Source organism: Catenulispora rubra (assembly GCF_015356825.1).
Taxonomy (GTDB): domain Bacteria; phylum Actinomycetota; class Actinomycetes; order Streptomycetales; family Catenulisporaceae; genus Catenulispora; species Catenulispora rubra.
Map to the genome: position 1 here is coordinate 1 of NZ_JAACYW010000223.1, position 19,412 is coordinate 19,412.

Here is a 19,412-nt window from a genome sequence, read left to right on the forward strand (position 1 = left end):
CGCCTACGCGCACGGCCTCAGCAGCAGCGGCAGCGGCAGCGTCCGTACTCGCTGCGGCGAGGCCGTGCGCGTAGGCGTACATGTCGGCCAGTCCTGCGCGTGAGCGCGGGTTGAGCGGGCGTCCGTCGGGGCGGGTCATCGTGGCGGGGCGTTCGGCGAGTGCCGCGCGGCCGAGGGGGCTGAGCGCCGCGGCGTCGGCGGTGGTCAGGCCGGCGTAGTCCGTGTCCTGGTAGCCGATCACTCGGTTGGCCCAGTCGTAGAGCAGGCGGCGGTCCTCGTCCGGGACGCCCATGATGCGCGCGAGCGTCGACACCGGGAGGTCGGCGGCGACCTCGACGAAGTCGGCGTGGCCGGTGGGCAGCACGCCGTCGATGAGGATGCGGGCCCGCTCGTTGATCGTCTCCTCCAGCGCCCGGATGGCCCGCGGGGTGAAGGCCGCCGCGACGATGCGGCGCAGCCGGGACTGCGCCGGCGGGTCCTGGTTGAGCATCATGGCGCGCACGAAGTCCAGGTCGTCGCTGGTCTCCGGATCGCGGATCTGGGTGCCGCCGAGGTGGGAGGAGAAAGTCTGCGGATCGCGCAGGACGCGCTTGACGTCGGCGTGCGCGAACACGCCCCAGTAGCCGGGGCCGGCGAGCCAGGCGCCGACTGCCGGCTCCTCGATCCAGCAGACCGGGGTGGTGCGGCGCAGCTCGGCGAAGCGGGAGTAGGGGACGGCGTCGGTGTAGGTCTGGGGATGGAAGATCTCGGCCGTCACCGTTCCAGCGTGCCGCACCGGCGAGGCGCGGGAAAGGGCCGGGGAGGTGAGTCGGCGGTATCAGGGGCCTGGCCGGGATCAGCTCACAACGGCTTGACCCAACGGGACCACTCGGCCTGGGGCGCGTAGCCGCCGGAGCGCCAGGCGCGGTGCGCGAGGTCGTTCTCGTCGAGGACCATGGCGTCGACGCGGGTGCCGCCGAGCGTGCGGAAGCGGGCTTCGGCGGCGTCGACCAGCAGCCGGCCGATGCCGGCGCGGCGGCGACCGGGGTGCACGGCGAGGCGGTAGAGGTGGCAGCGCCAGCCGTCCCAGCCGGCGATGACGGTGCCGACCAGTTCGCCGGTGGCCGGGTCGACGGCGAGGATCAGGGCCTCGGGGTCGCGCGCGACCAGCGCCGTGATCGCGGCGGTGCTGTCGGCGGGACGGTGCGCGTCCTCGGCGGCGAGCTGCCAGAAGGCCAGGACGGTGTCGAGGTCGGCGACGGTGGCGGGGCGGAGTTCTGGGGCCGGCATGGCGATGAGGCTAGGACTGTGTGGATGGATGTAGCCGCCGCCGCTCGCGATGCGGGACAACCGGCAAGCACACCGACGACCAAGAAAGCAGCCATACCGACCAAGAACCTTTCGGCCGCTCATAGTGGCTGACCGCACCAAGTCCGAGCGCCTCGCCGCCCTGCTCGAAGCACACCGAGCTCCGGCTGCACCAGCGCCCAGCCACCCCGCCTACTCGTCGTCGCCGATCACCGGCTCCAGCAGCGTGCCGGCGTTGTGTTCCAGCAGACGCCAGCCGCGCCGGGCCTCGCCGAGGACGGACCAGCAGCAGTTCGACAGCCCGCCGAGCGCGCCCCACAGCTCCTCGGGCAGGCCGAGCATGCGGCCGAGGGCCACGCGGGCCGCGCCGCCGTGGGTGGCGACGACCAGGGTGCCGCCCGGCGGGACCTTCTCCAGGCCGCGGAGGATGGCGGGCACCACGCGGTCGGCGACCTCGGTCTCCAGTTCGCCGCCGCCCCGGCGGATCGGTTCGCCGCGGCGGAACGACTCGAACTCCTCGGGGTAGCGGGCGATGATCTCGTCGTCGTTGAGGCCCTGCCAGCGGCCCGCGTAGGTTTCGCGCAGGCCCTCGTCGAGGCTGATCGGGAGGTCGGTGAGGTGCGCCAGGGTCTCGGCGGTGCGGGTCGCCCGGATCAGGTCGGAGGCGACGATCACGCAGGGCCCGAGGCCGGCCAGGACGCGGGCGGCACGCTCGGCCTGGGCCAGGCCCACCTCGTCCAGGGGGATGTCGGTCTGGCCCTGGAAGCGGCGCTCCAGGTTCCAGGCCGTGCGGCCGTGGCGCCACAGGACGATCTGCCGGGCGCCGTTCACGTGCGCGGCGCGGTCCATGCCGGACGGCGCGGTCTCGGTCAGCTCGTGGTCGCGCGAGGCCGACGCCGAGATGGCGGCCTGGGCCGCCGCGGAGGTGGCGGCGGCGAGCGCGGCGGTACTGGCGGTGGCGGCAGCGCTGGCGACCGGGGCAGCGACAGCAGCCGCGACCCCGGCGCCGGGAGTGGCAGCCGGGGCCGGCGCCGCAGCGCCGGCCCCTATGCCGTCCTGGTTCGTGCTCACGCGCCCAACCCGGCGGCTGGTCGGTCGTCCTCCGCGACCTCGGCGTCGTCGGCATCGTCAGCGTCATCGGCGAACTCGTCGTCAGCGACATCCTCGGCCTCAGCCGCAGGCCCGACCGTCGCCACGGACCCGGCGGGCCGCTCGCTCCGGCCGTTCGTCACCGAGTCCGGCAGCTCGATCAGCGGGCAGTCCTTCCACAGCCGCTCGAGCGAGTAGTACGTCCGCTCCTCGGCGTGCTGAACGTGCACCACGATGTCGATGTAATCCAGCAGGACCCAACGGCCCTCCTGCTCACCCTCGCGCCGCGCGGGCTTGGCGCCGATCTCCAGCAGCCGCTCTTCGATGCCGTCGACGATCGCGCGCACCTGGCGGTCGCTGTTGGCGGAGGCCAGGACGAAGGCGTCGGTGATCACGAAGACGTCGCTCACGTCGTACGCGACGATGTCGTCGGCCACTTTGTCGGACGCCGCCTGGGCCGCCGCGATGGCGAGCTCCCGGGCGCGGTCGGTTGCGGTCATGAAGTCTTCCGTTCGTGGACGCTTTCTGGGCGATTACCAGGATCTCATGCTCAGCCGGTCGGCCCGCCGGGTTTAGGCCGCCGGCGGCCTCAGCCCGCCGACGGCCCGGCCCACCAGTGGCCTCAGCCGGTGGACGAGCTCGTCGCCGTCGACCGGTGCGTGGCCCGGTCGTTGCTGGACTTCGTCCCATCCGTCGGCCCGCCGCCGGCCGTCGAGTCCGTCCCGGTGCCGGTGCCGGTCGCCGTCCCGGACCCGCTCGGCGCGCTCGGCGTCGGCGCCTGGTCGGCCGGCACCTGCCCGATCTGCGTCCAGTCCGCCCCCAGCACCACCCGGGCGTCGGTGAGCGTGGTGTCGAACGGCGTGACCCGCACCGCGCTGTCCGGCAGCCCGAGCGCCAGCGCCACCTGCCTGCCGAGCGACATCGCGTCCTGGTTCGGCACCGTCACGTACGTGTTCGCCGCCTGCTGCACCACGCCCTGGTCCACCGGCGTGTAGCCGCCGCCGATCAGCTTCGAGTCGGCCATCGCGCGGCTGGAGACGGTGTCGGCGCGGCCGGTGGCGTCGGCCACCGAGACCCGGGTCAGCCCGCCGTTGTCCTTGGCCTTGGACGCGCCGTCCAGCAGGGCCTTGACCACACCGGAGGCCTTGTCCAGGTCCATCACCCCGGACCCGTCGGACCGCAGCGGCAGCGACTGCTCGGAGAACCGGCTGCCCTGCTCCTCGGCGCCGAGCGCGGTCAGGATCGCGGCCAGCTTGTTGTTGGGCAGCGCCGGGTCCGGGACCGCGGCCAGGCTGTTGAGCACCGCCGTGGTGGTGCCCGCCTGGTGCGGGATCTTGGCCAGCAGGCCCTGCACCACCTGGCCGAACCGGGCCAGCTGCTTGTCCGGCGCCTCGCCCTTCGGGTGGTAGACCGCGTAGTAGGCGGCCTTGTCGCCGGTCATGTCCTGGGTGCCGGCCTGGAAGAGCGGCTTGCCGTTCTGGTCCAGGACCGCCGCGGCCGAGGCCGGGTCCACGGTGACCGTCACGCCGATCAGGTTGTTCAGCAGCGCCCCGAACGTCAGCTCGTCCATCGACCAGACGCCGTCCACGTTCACACCGAGCAGCGTGGTCAGCGCGTCCTTGCCGGCCGGCGCGGCGCTCGGCATCGAGCCGCCGAACGGCTGGCTGTCCAGCGCGGCGGACTCCACGCTCAGCTCGGCCGGGATCAGCAGCGCCGCACCCCGGCCGGCCGGATCGGTCTTGCCCGCCACCTCGTTCTTGTCCGCGACCAGGACCACGTTGCCGACCGCGTTGCCGTTGCTGTCCTTGACCTGGAGCAGCACGGCGGTCTGGGTGGCCTTCACCCCGCCGCCGCCGTTGAGCAGGAACCACGCCCCGCCGCCGACGACCAGCAGCACGAGCACCGCGGCCAGCGCCATCAGCTGGATGCGGCGGCGCCGGGCCCGCTCGGCGCGGTCGTCGTTGCCGACGAAGTGGAGCCAGTTGGTCAGCTCGCCCTCGGAATCGCCGGGGTCGCCGGTCCCGCCGGTGTTGTCGGCGTCCGAGGCGGCTTCGGCGGCGGTCTCGGTCGCGACGACGCGCGCCGGCGGCTCGAAGAACTGCGCCGGCTCGGGGTCCGGCACGAAGCCCGCGACCGGCTCGGGCATCGTCGGGAACGCCGACACGCGCGCAGCGGCAGGATCCTCATAGGAGGGCTGCTGCTGGGGGAACGGCTGGTAGGACGGCGCCTGCTGGGCCTGGCCGTAGGGGTCGTACTCGTAAGAAGGCTGCTGCGGCGGCGCCTGGTGCGTGGGCGCCTGCTGGGCGGGCGGTGCAGGCTGGGCAGGCTGCGTGGGCTGGTAGAAGCCCGAAGAGTCGAGATTCTGGTACTGGGCCGGCGCCTCGGGATAACCGGCGTTCCCGTATCCGTACGGCTGCGCCTGGTAAGGATCCTGCGCCTGGTACTGCTGATACCCGCCCTGTTGATACGGATCTTGCTGGTATTGATCCGTTGGGTACTGCTCCTGGTACTGCTGGCCCTGCGGCTGCTGGTACGCGCCGCCCTGGTAGTAGGAGGGGTCCGTGTACCCGGAGTACTGGTCGTACGCCGCGGCCTCCTGCTCGGCCCGCTCCACGTACTCCGCCGGCCGCTCGTACTCCCCCGATCCGCGCCGCCCGGTGCCGGGGCTCTGCGGGGCCCGATAAGGGTCCTCCGGGGGGCTGTCGGCGCGGCGCCGTCGGCCGCGCCCTCCCGAGCCCCCGCTCGTCGGCGGATCGTTCTCCCCCGGCCAGCTCATGTCGTCCCTGTCCCAGGGGTGTCCCGGTAGAGCCCCCGCTTGTTGATGTACTGGACGATGCCGTCGGGGACCAGGTACCAGACCGGTTCCCCGTGCCGGACGCGTTCACGGCAGCCGGTGGAGGAGATCGCCATGGCCGGCACCTCCACCAGCGAGGCCTTCCCCGGCGGCAGCCCCGGGTCGGCCAGCCGGTGGCCCGGCCGGGTGACGCCGATGAAGTGGGCGAGGTCGAACAGCTCCTCGGGGTCGCGCCAGGAGAAGATCTGCTCCAGGGCGTCGGCGCCGGTGATGAAGAACAGGTCGGTGTCCGGGCCGCGCTCGACCGACAGCTCCCGCAGGGTGTCGGTGGTGAAGGTGGGCCCGCCGCGGTCGATGTCCACCCGGCTCACCGAGAACCGGGGGTTCGAGGCGGTGGCGATCACCGTCATCAGATAGCGGTCCTCGGCCGGGGACACCCGGCGCTCGGACTTCTGCCAAGGTTCACCGGTCGGGACGAACACCACCTCGTCGAGCCCGAACAGGCTCGCGACCTCGCTGGCCGCGACCAGGTGGCCGTGGTGCACGGGGTCGAAGGTGCCGCCCATGACGCCCAACCGCGTCCGGCGCCGTCGGGTCGCCCCGGCGGCCTGCGGCTCAGGCGTCGGATGAGAGGTCATGGCGCGTCACCCTACCCGGTCGGACCGGGGTGGTGGGACTAGCGATCCTTGTTAAGGCGCGTGGTGACGAACAGCAGGATCAGCAGGACGCCGAGGACGATCGCGCCGTTCAGCGGCGGGTTGATGCCGTTGTGCGTGGGCTCGGGCGCCGTCGTGCCCTCGGCGAGGAGGGCGTGCGCGGCCTGCGTGGCGGTGGAGAATGCGGACATGGACGTCAGCATAGGGGGTCCGGCGTAGCGGAATCCCGGCAGGGTACCCGCTGCGGCGGGTGCCGTCAGCCGCGCGGGCTACTCCCCTGGACCGAGGCCGGCTGCTCGCCCCTGCTTGGCCCCTACTTCGCCCTTACTCGCCCTCGGAGTCGTGGTTCCGGTAGCCGCGCAGACACGCCCAGGCGAGCAGGACGACGGTGATCACCGCGCCCAGCACGAACCACCGCAGCCAGCCCGCGGTGTGGGGGGCCGTGTTCTGGGGGAACGGGCTGGGGTCCGCCAGATAGATCGAGTGAAGGACACGCATGGCGTCCACAGTACGCCGGGCCCCAGGGGAACCTCCCAGCAGGTCCGGACGTCCCTATCTTGAGAGCTCCACCGGCGGTCATGGGAACGCCCCGCGAGGGCTGTGCCGGGTCTACTGTGAGCTATAGAGACGTCTACAAGGGGGTTCCCGATGCCGGATCGCGAAGGTTCTGAGAACACGCCGGACCGGAGCCGGAAGCGCTTCCCGGGCATCAGCTCCCGGGCCTACGAGCATCCCGCGGACCGCACGGCGCTGGTCGCACTGCGCAAGATCGACGGCTTCGACATGCTGCTGCGCAAGCTGTCCGGCTTCATCGACGAGCGCAAGATCCGGCTGTCCCTGCTGGCCGACGGCGTCAAGGTCGGCGACCTGCAGTTCCAGCGCCTGCAGGCGCTGCTGGAGGACGCCGTGGACGTCCTGGACATCGGCTTCATGCCGGAGATGTACGTCGTCCAGAACCCGGTCCCGAACGCCTTCACCATCGGCATGGACCGCCCGACGATCGTCCTCACGACCGGCCTGTACGAGCTGATGGACGAAGAGGAGATGCGCTTCATCGTCGGCCACGAGGCCGGCCACGTCCTGTCCGGCCACGCGGTCTACCGCACGATGCTGTTCTGGCTGACCAACTTCGCCACGAAGCTGTCCTGGATGCCCATCGGCAAGTGGGGCATCGACATGTTCATCAACGCCCTGCTGGAGTGGTTCCGCAAGGCCGAACTGTCCTGCGACCGCGCCGGCCTGCTGGTCGAGCAGGACCTGGACGCCGCCATGCGCTCCCTGATGAAGCTGGCCGGCGGCTCCCACCTGGCGGAGATGAACCCCGTCGCGTTCTTGGAGCAGGCCCGCGAGCACGAGGGCGGCGGCGGCCTGCGCGAGTCCATCCTGAAGCTGATGAGCCTGCGCGAGCGCACCCACCCCTACACGTCGATCCGCGCCCTGGAACTGACCCGCTGGGTCGAGTCCGGCGACTACCAGCGCGTCATGGCCGGCGACTACCCGCGCCGCGAGGACGACCCGCAGGCCAGCGTCCGCGAGGAGGCCCGCGCCGCGGCGAACCAGTACAAGGAGAACTTCGAGCGGACCACCGACCCGCTGCTGACGAAGGTGCGCGGCTTCGCCGACGAGGTGGCCGGGGTCGGGAGCCGGATCGGCGAGACGATGTACCGCAAGTGGGGCCCGAGCCGCGGCGAGGGCGACGCGGCGCCGGACGAGGGTGCTGAGGACTGAGGACTGAGGTCTGCGGTCTGATGCGCTGCGGTCTGATGCGCTGAGGGCTGAGGCGCTGAGCTGAGCGACGAGGCGGGCGGCCCCGGTTCCTGGTGGAATCGGGGCCGTTTCGCTTTCGCGAGCACCGCCGGCCGCGAGCGCAACCTGGTGTGCGAGGCGGGCGTGGCGGCATTTTGTTAGGACCTTATCGCCCCTTGTATGCAGATATAGCACGCGCCACCGACACCGCCGCCACCACCGACACCGACACCGACACCGACACCGAACCGTGCCTGGAGCAGGCGCCCGGGAACAGCGCGTTCGGGAGCAGCGCGTTCGGCGGCACCCGAGGCGCCGCCGCCGCACATCAGGCGCCCGGCCCGTCCTCCGGCGCGAGCATCACCAACTGGTAGTCCCGCCCCGACACCGAGAAGCGCACCGCGTCCTGCCCCGACGCCGACACCGACGTACTCGCGCTGCTGGTGCTCCCCGAGCCCCCGGGCGTCCCCGATGCCGGGGGCACGTTCGGGTTCCGGTCGTTCCCGGCCTTCGACGACGAGAACAGCCGCGGCACGCCGATGATCGCCGACGTGACCAGCGCGGCCAGCACCACCCAGGCCACGTTCCGTCGCCAGCGCCGGCGGCGGCTGGTGCCGTAGTCGACCGGGGTGCTCTTGTGCCGGACGGGTGCCGGGACCTCGCTGAGGTCGGTCGGCGTGCCGTCGGTGCGCCAGCCGCCGTCGTGCGGGCGCTGTCTGCGCCACTTCTCGCTCAGCTCGCGCTGGCGGGCCGAAGGCTCCTTGTAGGTCGCGGTCTTCGTCGACTCCTTGGTGAAGGAGCGTTCGAAGTCAGCCCACTCCCGCTCGGAGAGTATCGGCGCCTCACCTGGGTCTTCGCCGTTCTGGTTCTTGTCCTCGGCCACGGACGGCCTTCCCCAACCCGCTCAGGCACGGCCCACTTCCCCCGGACCGCGACACGGACATGATGGGCGAAAGGCTACTTGATCCGGCCCCGTTGCACACCTGGTTCGGTGCCCGCCTGCACGGATCACCGCCGGATCCGGCCGCCGCCGCGCACGCGGATCACTCCCGGATCTGGCCGTCGCCGGTCATCAGGTACTTCGTGGACGTGAGCTCCGGCAGCCCCATCGGCCCGCGCGCGTGGGTCTTCTGCGTGGAGATGCCGATCTCCGCCCCGAAGCCGAACTCGCCGCCGTCCGTGAAGCGCGTCGAGACGTTCACGCCGACCGCGGCGGCGTCCACCCTCAGCTGGAATGCGCGGGCCGCGTTCAGGTCGCGGGTGACGATCACGTCGGTGTGCCCGGTGTTGTGAGCGTTGACATGATCGATCGCCGCGTCCAGCGAGTCCACGACCGCCGCCGACAGGTCCAGCGACTCGTACTCGGCGGCGAAGTCCTCGTCGGTGGCCGGCACGACGGCCGCGGAGAAGGCCGCGACCCGCTTGTCGCCGTGCACGGTGACGCCCTTCTCCGCCAGCGCGGCGAGCGCCTTCGGCAGGAACGCCTCAGCGACGTCGGTGTGCACGAGCAGCGACTCGGCGGCGTTGCAGACGCTGTAGCGCTGGGTCTTGGCGTTGATCAGGATGCTCAGTGCCTGGTCGAGGTCGGCGGAGGCGTCGACGTAGACGTGGCAGTTGCCGGTCCCGGTCTCGATCACCGGGACCCGCGCGTTGTCCACCACGGACCGGATCAGCGAGGCGCCGCCGCGCGGGATGAGCACGTCGACCAGCCCGCGCGCGTTCATCAGGTGCGTCACGGCCTCGTGCGAGTCGCCGGGCACCAGCTGCACGGCGTCAGCCGGGAAGCCGGCCGCGACCAGCGCGTCCCGCATCACGGCGACCAGCACGGTGTTGGAGTCCTTGGCGGAGCTGGACCCGCGCAGCAGCGCCGCGTTGCCGGACTTCAGGCAGATGCCGGCGGCGTCCACGGTGACGTTGGGCCGCGCCTCGTAGATGATGCCGACCACGCCCAGCGGCACCCGCACCTGCCGCAGCTCGATCCCGTTCGGCAGCACGCCCCCGCGCACGCTCTCGCCGACCGGGTCGGGCAGCGAGGCGAGCTGGCGCAGCGCGTCGGCGATGGCGGCGACGCGCGCTCCGGTGAGCGTGAGCCGGTCGATGTACCCGGCCGCCGAGCCCCCCTCCCGCGCACGCTCGGTGTCGCGACCGTTGGCCTCGACGATCTCGGCGGTGCGGGCCACGAGCGCGTCGGCCATGGCGTGCAGGGCCGCGTCCTTCTGGCCCCGCGGTCGCTGGGCCAGGTCGGCGGCGGCCTTCTTGGCCCGGCGGGCGGTGTCCAGGACTTCGGTCTGCAGGTCCGTCATGGGTCCAGCGTAGGCCGAGCGGGGGCGTCCCCGAGGGGATTTCGCCTGTCGAGACGCCCCGGCCGGCCCCGGTCCCGGCCGACGCCGACCCGACTCCAGCCGACACCGACCGTCCCCGGTCACGCCGCCAGCGGCTGGACCGTCAGCTGGTAGTCCTCGCGGACCCGGCCGTCCTCGTCCAGCACCAGGAAGACCCGGGCCGACCAGGCGGTCTCGCCGGTGTCCGGGCCCTGCGCATGGTCCAGCCGGATGGTGAAGGTGACGAGACCGCCGTGAACCGCGGCGTCCTCGCCGCCGACGGCGGTGTAGGCGGCGTTCGCGACGAAGGCCTCGTAAGCCTCGGCGACCCGCGCGACGAGCGCGGTACGACCGAAGTACTGCCGGCCCTCGATGTACTCGATGCCGCGGTCCGCCCACAGCTCCTCAACGGCCTTGGCCCGGTCGGCCGGGTCGCCGAGAGACCAGACGGCGAGGTAGCGGTCGACGACGGTCTGGATCTGGCCGGTGAGGTTTCCGGTGGCGGGGCTTCCGGTGATGAGGTTTCCGGTGGTGTTCTTGGTGGAGTTCGTCATGGCCACGACTCTCGGCCCGCCGGTCGCCGGAGGGTCAAGCGCCGCGAACCGGCAAGACTTTCCGGTAGGGGAGGCCTCAGAATCGGACCATCGACGTGGACACCCGGAACCGGCACATCGCCGCACACCTGAGCCGGCTGGAGGCGGAGCTGGGGCGGACGCAGCGCGCGGTGTCCTCGCTGCGGGACCTGCTGGCGCCGGGCAAGACCGACACCGTCCCGGACATCACGCTGCGCGAGACCCCGGCCGTGCAGGCGGCGGCGATCACCGAGACCGTGGCGATCGAGGACGGCACCCCGTGGATGCAGGGCGCGTTGGGCGAGCCCTACGCCACGGTCGCCGGACAGGGGCTGACCCCGACCGGCCATGCCGGCGGCCTGTTCACCGACGACGTGTTCACCGAGCACTTGGGCGAGGTGACCATCTTCGTCCCCTGTGAAGGACTGGTCCGCCCCACGGGCCGGGTCAGACCCCTGACGGTGCCGGCGGCCGAGCTGGCGATCATCGAGCACACCGGACCGCCGATCGAGTCCGACCGGGCCTACGGCGCCCTGGCGCGCTACGTCGAACGCCACGCGCTGGCCGTCCAGGGCCCCATCCGCGAGTACTACCTCGTCGGGCAGCGGGACACGCCGGACAAGGCGCAGTGGCACACCGAGGTGTGCTGGCCGGTGTTCCGGGTCGGGAGCTGACAGAGGGCTGATCGGAAGTCGCGCCGATCCGCATGCAACCGAACCCCCGGCCGCCCCAGTCAAGTCGGTGTCACCGAGCGGGGCCGACCGGCACCGCTCCCCACCCAGCCGCCTGTCCGGGCCGGCTCAACGCGCGAGGAGTGCGAGCCTGATGGCGAAACCCGACCGCGACGCGGAATTCACCGAGTACCTCAAAGCCCGCTCGGCGTGGCTGGCCCGGGTCGGCTACCTGCTGTGCGGGGACTGGCACCGGGCCGACGACCTGGCCCAGAACGCCGCCGTGCGGCTGTACCGGCACTGGAGCCGGGCCTCCCGCGCCGACAGCGTCGACGCCTACGCGCGGCGGATCCTGGTCAACGTCTACCTCGACGAGCAGCAGTCCGGCTGGTCGCGGTTCACGTTCCTGCACCGCGACCCGATCGAGCGGGAGACGCCGGCACTCGACGCCGACGCCTCCCTCGATCTGCGCGAGGCGCTGGCGCGCCTGGCACCGCGGCAGCGGGCGACCGTGGTGCTGCGCTACTACTGCGACCTGTCGGTCGAGGAAGCGGCCGAGGTACTGGGCTGCTCCCCGGGCACCGTCAAGAGCCAGACGGCGCGAGCGCTGGCCAGGCTGCGGGTGCTGCTGGCACCCCGGGCGGCTATCGAACTCGAAGGGATCACCCGATGACCGACGACCTGACGACAGCCCTGCGCGCGATGGCGGAGTCGGGCCAACCGCCCGCGATGGACGTGGAACACGTCCTGCACCAGGGAAGGCACAGCCTGATCCGGCGCCGGATGGCGGCGATCAGCGGCGGCACCGCGGCGGTGGCGGCGACCGCGCTGGCGGTCGGGGTGCTGGCGCCGGCCGGGAGCGCGGGGCACCTGGGCGGCGTGGCCGACCCGGCGAGCTCCTCGACGACCACTCCCGCGGCCGCCGTGACCACTCTTCCGCCCGACCTGGACCCGCACGACCCGGTCACCGTCGGCTGGAAGTTCGGCTACCTCCCGAGCGGGATGAGCGCCTACGGCGGCGGTGCGGGCGGGATGGGGAAGAACGAGGGCACGGTGTCGGCGTACGACGACTCCGGGTTCGCGCTGAGCCTCCAGTCGGAGCGTGAAGACACTGTCGTGCCCGGCAACAAGAACAACGGGGTGCCCACCGAGAAGGTCCCCGCTTCTGTGCCCGGAGCGCGCGAGGCCTACTGGGCCGGCTACGGAAACGGGCAGCTCGTCAACAGCGCCGGCCCCGCCAAGCCCTTCGCCGGCCTGTCGTGGCAGCTGCCGAGCGGCGAGTGGATGACGCTGGTCGCCCTCAACGTCCCCGCCCGCGCCGACTGGAAGGAGCAGACCCTCAAAGCCGCCGCGCACATCATCAGGCAGGACCACTCGCAGCCCTTGCCGTTCCGGCTCGCGAACCTGCCCGCGGGGCTCACCATCACCGGCGGCAGTGTGGATCGCATCGGCGGGAACACCAACGGCGACCTCCTGATCCAGGCCGGGCCGAACCCGAGCAACGCCCCGATGGTGATGATCGAAGCGTTCAAGATCGGGTCCATGAAGATCGGGGGCGCGGTGCCGCCGCAGAACAAGAACACCTGCGCCGACTCCAACGGGCTGACGATGTGCGTCAGCTCCCCCGACCCCGAGCCCGCACCGCTGAAGGCGGCGGGCGGCGCGCAGGCGCTGCTGAACAAGGTCGTCTCGCTCGGCAACGACCCGGCGAACTGGACGACCGGCGTCCTGTCGTAGGTCCGCACCGCGGAAAAGGCACCGTCGACGCGTATGGCGTCGGCGGCGCCTCGGTGTTTCGGCGTCTCCGTGTTTCGGTGTTCAGCGTCTCAGCGTTTCAGTGCCCGATATCTCAGCGCCTCAGCGCAGGACGACCAAGTCGTCCCGGTGCACCAGCTCCCGCTCGTACTGCGGCCCCAGCGCCGCCGCGAGCTCGCGCGTCGAGCGCCCCAGCAGTTCCGGCAGCTCGCTCGCGTCGTAGTTCACCAGTCCGCGTGCGACCGCGACCCCGGCGTCGTCCACCAGATCCACCGGGTCCCCGGCGTTGAAGGACCCTTCGACACCGGTCACGCCGGCCGGCAGCAGCGACAGCCGCCGCTCGACGATCGCCTTCACCGCACCGGGATCCAGCCGCAGCGAGCCGCGCGTGTCGGCGGCGTGCGCCAGCCACAGCAGGCGGGTCGGCGTGCGGGAACCGGTCCGGTGGAACAGTGTGCCGACCACCTCGCCACGCAGCGCGCGGGCGGCGTGCGCGGCCGAGGTCAGCACCACCGGGATGCCGGCCTCGGTGGCGATCCGGGCGGCCTCGACCTTCGTGGCCATGCCGCCGGTGCCGACCCCGGCCCGGCCCGCTCCCCCGATGGAGATGCCGGCCAGGTCCGCGGGGCCGCGGACGTCGGCGACCTGCGACGTTCCGGGCTTGGAGGGGTCGCCGTCGTAGAGCGCGTCCACGTCCGAGAGCAGCACCAGCAGGTCGGCGTGCACCAGGTGCGCCACCAGGGCGGCCAGCCGGTCGTTGTCGCCGAAGCGGATCTCGTGGGTGGCGACCGTGTCGTTCTCGTTCACGATCGGCAGGACGTTCATGTCCAGCAGCCGCGCCATCGTCTGGTGCGCGTTGCGGTAGTGCGAGCGCCGCGTCGTGTCGTCGACCGTGAGCAGCACCTGGCCCACGGTGCGGCCGTAGCGCGCGAAGGAGGCCGTGTACCGGCCGACCAGCAGGCCCTGGCCGACCGAGGCCGCGGCCTGCTGGGTCGGCAGGTCCTTGGGGCGCTTGCGCAGGCCCAGCGGCGCCAGGCCGGCGGCGATGGCGCCGGAGGACACCAGCACCAGCTGCGTGCCCGGCACCTCCAGGCGCGAGGCGATGGCGTCGACCAGCGCGTCGACCCGCTCGCCGGACAGACCGCCGACGCCGGTGGTCAGCGACGAGGAGCCGACCTTGACCACGATCCGCCGGGCGGCGGACACCTCTTCACGCAGCTGGCCGGACACGGTTGCTCAGAACCCTTACTCTCGGCTTCTCGTGGGCTTCTCACGGGCTTCCAGCCGGCTTCCGGCCGGCTGCTCGCGAGATGGCGGGTTACTCGTCGTCCTCGGGGGCGAACACATCGATTGTCCCATTCGCACGGCGCCGGTGCGCCTTGCGGTACTCGGCGTCTCGCGATGTGGGCTGCGCCTCGTGCAGGTGCAGGCGGGGGTCCTCGCCGCGGCGGCCGCCGGTGGCGGTGACGCCGAGCGCGCCGGTGGGGATCGAGGGCTGCCAGTCGAAGACCACGGCGCGCGGGCCGTCGCCGATGACCACGGTGTCGCCCTCGTTGGCGCCCATCTTGACCAGCTGGACCTCGACCCCGAGCTTGTTGAGCCGGTCGGCGAGGTAGCCCACCGCCTCCTCGTTGCTGAAGTCGGTCTGGCGCACCCAGCGCTCGGGCTTGGTGCCGCGCACGAAGTAGGCGTCCTCGGCCTCGTCGTAGGAGATGGTGAAGCCGACCTCGTCGACCGCCTTGGGGCGGATGACGATGCGCTCGGGCTCCGGCTCGACGCGGGACTCGCGGGTGGTGTCCACGATCTTCGCCAGCGCGAAGGACAGCTCGCGCAGACCCGCGCGGGAGACCGCGGAGACCTCGAACACGTCCAGCCCGCGGGCCTGGAGCTCCGGCCGCACGATGTCGGCCAGGTCCTTGCCCTCGGGGATGTCGGTCTTGTTCAGCACGACCAGGCGCGGGCGGTCGGAGAGCCTGCCGTAGATGCCCCACTCGCTCTCGTCGCGGGAGTCCTCGTAGGCACGCAGTTCGGCCTCGATGACGTCCAGGTCGGAGATCGGGTCGCGGTCGGTCTCCAGCGTGGCGCAGTCCAGGACGTGCACCAGCACCGCGCAGCGCTCGATGTGCCGCAGGAACTCGTGGCCCAAGCCCTTGCCGTCGGAGGCGCCGGGGATCAGGCCGGGCACGTCGGCGATGGTGTAGACGGACTCGCCGGCGCTGACCACGCCCAGGTTCGGGACCAGGGTGGTGAACGGGTAGTCGGCGATCTTCGGCTTGGCCGCGGACATCGCGGCGATCAGCGAGGACTTGCCGGCGCTGGGGTAGCCGACCAGCGCGACGTCGGCGACCGACTTCAGCTCCAGCGCGAAATCGCCCTCCTCGCCGGGCTCGCCGAGCAGCGCGAAGCCGGGGGCCTTGCGCTTGGAGGTGGCCAGCGCGGCGTTGCCCAGGCCGCCGACGCCGCCGTGCGCCACCACGAACCGGGTGCCGCTGCCGACCAGGTCCGCGACCACCTCGCCGAAGGCGTCCTTGACCACGGTGCCGGAGGGCACCGGGAGCACCAGGTCGGCGCCGTTGGAGCCGGTCTGGAAGTCGCCGCCGCCGGGCTTGCCGTTGCCGGCCTTGCGGTGCGGGGAGAAGTGGTAGTCCAGCAGCGAGTTGGTGTTCGGGTCCACCACCAGCACGATGTCCCCGCCGCGGCCGCCGTTGGCGCCGTCCGGGCCGCCCAGCGGCTTGAACTTCTCGCGCTTGACCGAGGCGCAGCCGTGGCCGCCGTTCCCGGCCGTGACATGCAGCTTCACGCGGTCGACGAAAGTCGCCATGGTCAGCGCCTCCTTGCTTTCCGTATAGGTACTACAAACACGAAGGAGCGGGCCGGGGATCTCCCCGGCCCGCTCCTTCGAAGCGGTGTGTCGCCGGTGGCTGTTACTCGGCCACCGGGACGATCGAGATGACGCGCCGACCACGCAGCGTGCCGAACTCCACCTTGCCCGCGGCGAGCGCGAACAGGGTGTCGTCCTTGCCGCGGCCCATGTTCAGGCCGGGGTGGAAGTGGGTGCCGCGCTGGCGGATGATGATCTCGCCGGCGTTGACGTTCTGGCCGCCGAAGCGCTTCACGCCGAGGCGTTGGGCGTTGGAGTCGCGACCGTTCTTGGAGGACGATGCGCCCTTCTTGTGTGCCATGTGTCAGCCCGCCCTTACTTCTTGCCGCCGTCGATGGCGGTGATCCTGATCTGCGTGTGCTTCTGGCGGTGGCCCTTGCGCACGCGGTAGCCGGTCTTGTTCTTGTACTTGAGGATGTGGATCTTCGGACCCTTGGTCTCCTCGACCACCTCGGCCTTGACCTTCACGCCCTCCAGGACCCACGGGTCGGAGGTGACGGCGTCGCCGTCGACGAGCAGGATCGCGGACAGTTCCAGCTCCTGGCCGGCCGGGGCGCCCGGGAGGCGGTCCACCTCGACGACGTCGCCGACAGCCACCTTGTGCTGCCGTCCGCCGCTCTTGACGATCGCGTACACCGCGAAACTCACTCTCTTCTCGTCGACTGTGGGTCGATCAGGTCTGCTGTCCACTCTGCTTGACCAACTCAGTTGCTGGTCACGAGCGTCCGCCACTTCTTGCGAGGTATACGGACTGACGACCCATCGAGCCGATCATCATCCGGGCCGCCGCTGCTTGCGCAGGGGCCCTACGGATGCCGGGCACACGTATCGCATGCCGAAGCTCAAGGGTACGGAAGTCCACGCCTCAGGGTCAAACCGGGGCCCGGTCCGGCACTGGTCGGCCGATCCGGGCCGGCCCGGCAGCCGGTGCTGCTGGGCCGTGCGGTCCGGCCGGGCTTGGTGGTGCCCGGCCGGACCGCGGCAGTCAGCTGTGCTGTCAGCCCTGCTGTCAGCTGTGCGCCGCCGGGGGGCCGGCCGGACGCTTGGCCGCGCGCCGGACCCGCAGGCCGCGCCGCTTGGGTGCGTCCTCGGCCGACTCGACCGAAGCGCCGGCTGTCGCGGCGGCCACGGCCACCGCGACCGGCTCGGCGGCCTCGGCTTCCGTCTCCTCGCGGTCCGCCTCGGCCACGCTGACGTCGCCGCCGGCGTGCGGGACGTAGACGGTGTGCGCCTGGGCGTCCCCGGCGGCCAAGCGCTCGGTGACGTCGGCCTCCTCGACGGCGACCACGTCGGCCGGAGTCACCGCCGGGGCGACCACGTGCGCGTGGCTCGGGATGTGCTCCACGTCGCTGTGCTCGGACAGTTCGGCGGCCTCGTCCTGGCTCTCGTCCTGGGCTGCGTCGTCATCGAGGTCGTGGTCGGCGTCGACCGCGGCGACCCGGGTCACCTTGGTCACGGTGACGGGACCGGCGTCCGCGTGCTCGCCGTCGGCGAAGTCCTGGAACTCCTCCGGCACGCCGTCCACGTCGTACTGCGGATCGAAGTGCTGATGGCGGTCGGCGTGGCCGTGCGACTTGCGGCGCTTGCGGCGGCCGCGGCCGCCCTCGTGCTCGTCCTCGGCGCCGTTCTGGGCCTCGGAGCGGCCCTGCTCGCCCTGGCGGCCGCCGCGGCCCTGCGGGCCCCGGCCGTCGCGCTCGGCGTCCTCCGGGGAGTGGCCGTGGCCGACCGGCACCGGCTCCATGTGCACCAGCACCCCGCGGCCGTTGCACTTGTCGCAGGTCTCTGAGAAGGCCTCCAGCAGGCCCTGGCCGACCCGCTTGCGGGTCATCTGGATCAGGCCCAGCGAGGTGACCTCGGCCACCTGGTGCTTGGTCCGGTCCCGGCCCAGGCACTCCAGCAGCCGGCGCATCACCAGGTCGCGGTTGGACTCCAGGACCATGTCGATGAAGTCGATGACGATGATGCCGCCGAGGTCGCGCAGCCGCAGCTGGCGGACGATCTCCTCGGCCGCCTCGATGTTGTTGCGGGTGACCGTCTCCTCCAGGTTGCCCCCGGAGCCGGTGAACTTGCCGGTGTTGACGTCGATCACGACCATCGCCTCGGTGCGGTCGATGACCAGCGAGCCGCCGGAGGGCAGCCAGACCTTGCGGTCCAGCGCCTTGGCCAGCTGCTCGTCCACCCGGTGCACGGCGAAGATGTCCTGCTCGGAGGTCCAGCGCTCCAGCCGCGGCGCCAGGTCCGGGGCGACCCCGCCGACGTACTCGCGGATGGTGTCCCAGGCCTGGTCGCCGGAGACGACCAGCTTGCTGAAGTCCTCGTTGAAGATGTCGCGCACCACGCGCACGGTCAGGTCCGGCTCGCCGTACAGCAGCGTCGGGGCCGAACTGGCCGAGGACTGTGCCTTGCGCTGGATCTCCTCCCACTGCGCGGACAGCCGCTCCACGTCGCGGCGCAGCTCGTCCTCGGTGGCGCCCTCGGCGGCGGTGCGGACGATGACCCCGGCGTTCTCCGGGACGACCGCCTTCAGGATCGCCTTGAGGCGGTTGCGCTCGTTCTCCGGCAGCTTGCGGCTGATCCCGGTCATGGTGCCCTCGGGCACGTAGACCAGGTAGCGGCCGGGCAGCGAGATCTGGCTGGTGAGCCGGGCGCCCTTGTGGCCGATCGGGTCCTTGGTGACCTGGGTCAGGACCGCCTGGCCGCTCTTCAGGACGCTCTCGATGCGCTTGGCCTGGCCGGTGATGCCGGCCGCGTCGAAGTTGACCTCGCCGGCGTACAGCACGGCGTTGCGGCCCTTGCCGATGTCGACGAACGCCGCCTCCATCGACGGCAGCACGTTCTGCACCTTGCCCAGGTACACGTTGCCGACGTAGGACGCGGACTGCGCGCGGTTGACGTAGTGCTCGACGAGGACGCCGTCCTCCAGCACGCCGATCTGGGTGCGGTCGCCGCTCTGGCGCACGACCATGACCCGCTCGACGCTCTCGCGCCGGGCGAGGAACTCGGCCTCGGTGATCAGCGGCGCACGGCGGCGGCCGGTGTCCCGGCCCTCGCGGCGGCGCTGCTTCTTGGCCTCCAGGCGGGTCGAGCCGCGCACGCCCTGCACGTCGTCGTCGGCGACCAGGCCGCCCTTGCGGTCCCGGCTGCGGACCCGCGACTCGCGGACCTTGACCACGGTGTTCGGCGGGTCGTCCGGGCTGGACTCGATGGACTCGCCACCGGCGCGGCGGCGGCGCCGACGACGGCGACGGCTGGAGGAGCCGGTGCCTTCGTCGTCATCGTCGTCCTCGTCCTCGGCCTCCGCCTCGGCGCTCTCTGCGGGTGCCTCGGCCTGCTCGGCGCGATTGCGGTTGCGGTTACGCGTCCGAGTGCGGCGCGTCGGGGCCTGCTCCTCCTCGGCTTCCGCCTCGGGCTCTTCCTCGGCTTCGGCGTCGGTCGCCTCGGCCTTGGCGGCCTTGGCCGCGGCCTTCTGCGCGGCGGCCGTGGCCAGGTCGGGCGCCTGGAACAGCGGGATGCCGGCGGCCGGCGCGGCGGCGCGGGCGGCGATGATGGCGCGGGCGCGCTCGGCCGGGGAGAGGCTGTCGAGGTCGACGGGCTCGGCGGCGGGGGTGGTGGTGGCCGTGGCCGACGCGGAGTCCTGGGC

General features: G+C 72.1%; 21 protein-coding genes. 5 read left to right on the top strand and 16 right to left on the bottom strand.

Going from position 1 to position 19,412, the window contains the following annotated elements; translation table 11 throughout:
- The 8 genes from GWK61_RS39580 to GWK61_RS39615 all read right to left on the bottom strand — a co-directional run.
- The coding region (locus GWK61_RS39580) for a cytochrome P450 family protein (RefSeq protein ID WP_194916856.1) at positions 1 to 757 on the bottom strand (757 nt) is incomplete at its 3' end.
- An 83-nt stretch (positions 758 to 840) separates the two neighbouring features.
- A complete protein-coding gene (locus GWK61_RS39585) occupies positions 841 to 1,269 on the bottom strand; it encodes a GNAT family N-acetyltransferase (RefSeq protein WP_194916857.1) in 429 nt (142 codons plus the stop codon).
- Positions 1,270 to 1,479: 210 nt separating this feature from the next.
- Positions 1,480 to 2,136, bottom strand: coding sequence for a histidine phosphatase family protein (locus tag GWK61_RS39590; protein WP_194916871.1), 657 nt, complete (start codon positions 2,134 to 2,136; stop codon positions 1,480 to 1,482).
- 218 nt (positions 2,137 to 2,354) lie between these two features.
- The gene (gene rsfS, locus GWK61_RS39595; protein ID WP_194916858.1) at positions 2,355 to 2,876 is read right to left on the bottom strand and encodes a ribosome silencing factor; all 522 of its coding nucleotides are present in this window, start codon (positions 2,874 to 2,876) and stop codon (positions 2,355 to 2,357) included.
- A 122-nt stretch (positions 2,877 to 2,998) separates the two neighbouring features.
- The gene (locus GWK61_RS39600) at positions 2,999 to 5,152 is read right to left on the bottom strand and encodes an LCP family protein (protein WP_194916859.1); all 2,154 of its coding nucleotides are present in this window, start codon (positions 5,150 to 5,152) and stop codon (positions 2,999 to 3,001) included.
- Entirely contained in the window at positions 5,149 to 5,808 is a 660-nt protein-coding gene (nadD, locus tag GWK61_RS39605; RefSeq protein ID WP_194916860.1) for a nicotinate-nucleotide adenylyltransferase, read from the bottom strand. The genes GWK61_RS39600 and nadD overlap by 4 nt, the downstream gene beginning before the upstream one ends.
- Positions 5,809 to 5,846: 38 nt before the next feature.
- On the bottom strand, positions 5,847 to 6,017 hold the full coding sequence (locus GWK61_RS39610; RefSeq protein ID WP_194916874.1) for a hypothetical protein: 171 nt from the start codon (positions 6,015 to 6,017) through the stop codon (positions 5,847 to 5,849).
- 133 nt (positions 6,018 to 6,150) lie between these two features.
- Positions 6,151 to 6,324: a hypothetical protein gene (locus GWK61_RS39615; RefSeq protein ID WP_194916861.1), complete on the bottom strand. Its 174-nt coding sequence runs from the start codon at positions 6,322 to 6,324 to the stop codon at positions 6,151 to 6,153.
- A 150-nt stretch (positions 6,325 to 6,474) separates the two neighbouring features.
- On the opposite strand from GWK61_RS39615, the gene GWK61_RS39620 reads away from it, so the two are divergent.
- On the top strand, positions 6,475 to 7,554 hold the full coding sequence (locus GWK61_RS39620; protein WP_194916862.1) for a M48 family metallopeptidase: 1,080 nt from the start codon (positions 6,475 to 6,477) through the stop codon (positions 7,552 to 7,554).
- Positions 7,555 to 7,748: 194 nt separating this feature from the next.
- Positions 7,749 to 7,946 carry a hypothetical protein gene (locus tag GWK61_RS39625; RefSeq protein ID WP_194916863.1) on the top strand — a complete coding sequence of 66 codons (198 nt, stop codon included), beginning with the start codon at positions 7,749 to 7,751 and terminating at the stop codon, positions 7,944 to 7,946.
- Here GWK61_RS39625 and GWK61_RS39630 read toward each other — a convergent pair.
- From GWK61_RS39630 to GWK61_RS39640, 3 genes are all read right to left on the bottom strand, one after another.
- The gene (locus GWK61_RS39630; protein ID WP_194916864.1) at positions 7,901 to 8,455 is read right to left on the bottom strand and encodes a hypothetical protein; all 555 of its coding nucleotides are present in this window, start codon (positions 8,453 to 8,455) and stop codon (positions 7,901 to 7,903) included. The genes GWK61_RS39625 and GWK61_RS39630 overlap by 46 nt on opposite strands.
- Before the next feature lie 160 nt (positions 8,456 to 8,615).
- Positions 8,616 to 9,875 carry a glutamate-5-semialdehyde dehydrogenase gene (locus GWK61_RS39635; RefSeq protein ID WP_194916865.1) on the bottom strand — a complete coding sequence of 420 codons (1,260 nt, stop codon included), beginning with the start codon at positions 9,873 to 9,875 and terminating at the stop codon, positions 8,616 to 8,618.
- Positions 9,876 to 9,994: 119 nt separating this feature from the next.
- Entirely contained in the window at positions 9,995 to 10,447 is a 453-nt protein-coding gene (locus GWK61_RS39640) for a hypothetical protein (protein ID WP_194916866.1), read from the bottom strand.
- Between the two features lie 95 nt (positions 10,448 to 10,542).
- On the opposite strand from GWK61_RS39640, the gene GWK61_RS39645 reads away from it, so the two are divergent.
- The 3 genes from GWK61_RS39645 to GWK61_RS39655 all read left to right on the top strand — a co-directional run bounded on the left by GWK61_RS39645 (position 10,543) and on the right by GWK61_RS39655 (position 12,873).
- Positions 10,543 to 11,139: a GyrI-like domain-containing protein gene (locus GWK61_RS39645; RefSeq protein ID WP_323747962.1), complete on the top strand. Its 597-nt coding sequence runs from the start codon at positions 10,543 to 10,545 to the stop codon at positions 11,137 to 11,139.
- A gap of 151 nt (positions 11,140 to 11,290) precedes the next feature.
- A complete protein-coding gene (locus GWK61_RS39650; protein ID WP_194916867.1) occupies positions 11,291 to 11,809 on the top strand; it encodes a SigE family RNA polymerase sigma factor in 519 nt (172 codons plus the stop codon).
- Entirely contained in the window at positions 11,806 to 12,873 is a 1,068-nt protein-coding gene (locus GWK61_RS39655) for a hypothetical protein (RefSeq protein WP_194916868.1), read from the top strand. The genes GWK61_RS39650 and GWK61_RS39655 overlap by 4 nt, the downstream gene beginning before the upstream one ends.
- A 120-nt stretch (positions 12,874 to 12,993) precedes the next feature.
- On the opposite strand, the gene proB is transcribed toward GWK61_RS39655, so the two are convergent.
- The 5 genes from proB to GWK61_RS39680 all read right to left on the bottom strand — a co-directional run.
- Complete coding sequence (gene proB / locus GWK61_RS39660) at positions 12,994 to 14,121, bottom strand: glutamate 5-kinase (protein WP_323747963.1); 1,128 nt, start codon at positions 14,119 to 14,121, stop codon at positions 12,994 to 12,996.
- An 88-nt stretch (positions 14,122 to 14,209) separates the two neighbouring features.
- Positions 14,210 to 15,712 carry a GTPase ObgE gene (gene obgE, locus GWK61_RS39665; protein ID WP_194916869.1) on the bottom strand — a complete coding sequence of 501 codons (1,503 nt, stop codon included), beginning with the start codon at positions 15,710 to 15,712 and terminating at the stop codon, positions 14,210 to 14,212.
- 103 nt (positions 15,713 to 15,815) lie between these two features.
- Entirely contained in the window at positions 15,816 to 16,073 is a 258-nt protein-coding gene (gene rpmA, locus GWK61_RS39670) for a 50S ribosomal protein L27 (protein WP_194916870.1), read from the bottom strand.
- Between the two features lie 14 nt (positions 16,074 to 16,087).
- A complete protein-coding gene (rplU, locus tag GWK61_RS39675; RefSeq protein ID WP_194916873.1) occupies positions 16,088 to 16,408 on the bottom strand; it encodes a 50S ribosomal protein L21 in 321 nt (106 codons plus the stop codon).
- Positions 16,409 to 16,781: 373 nt separating this feature from the next.
- Positions 16,782 to 19,412 (bottom strand): Rne/Rng family ribonuclease (locus tag GWK61_RS39680; protein WP_228563697.1); only part of this gene is annotated, 2,631 nt, incomplete at its 5' end.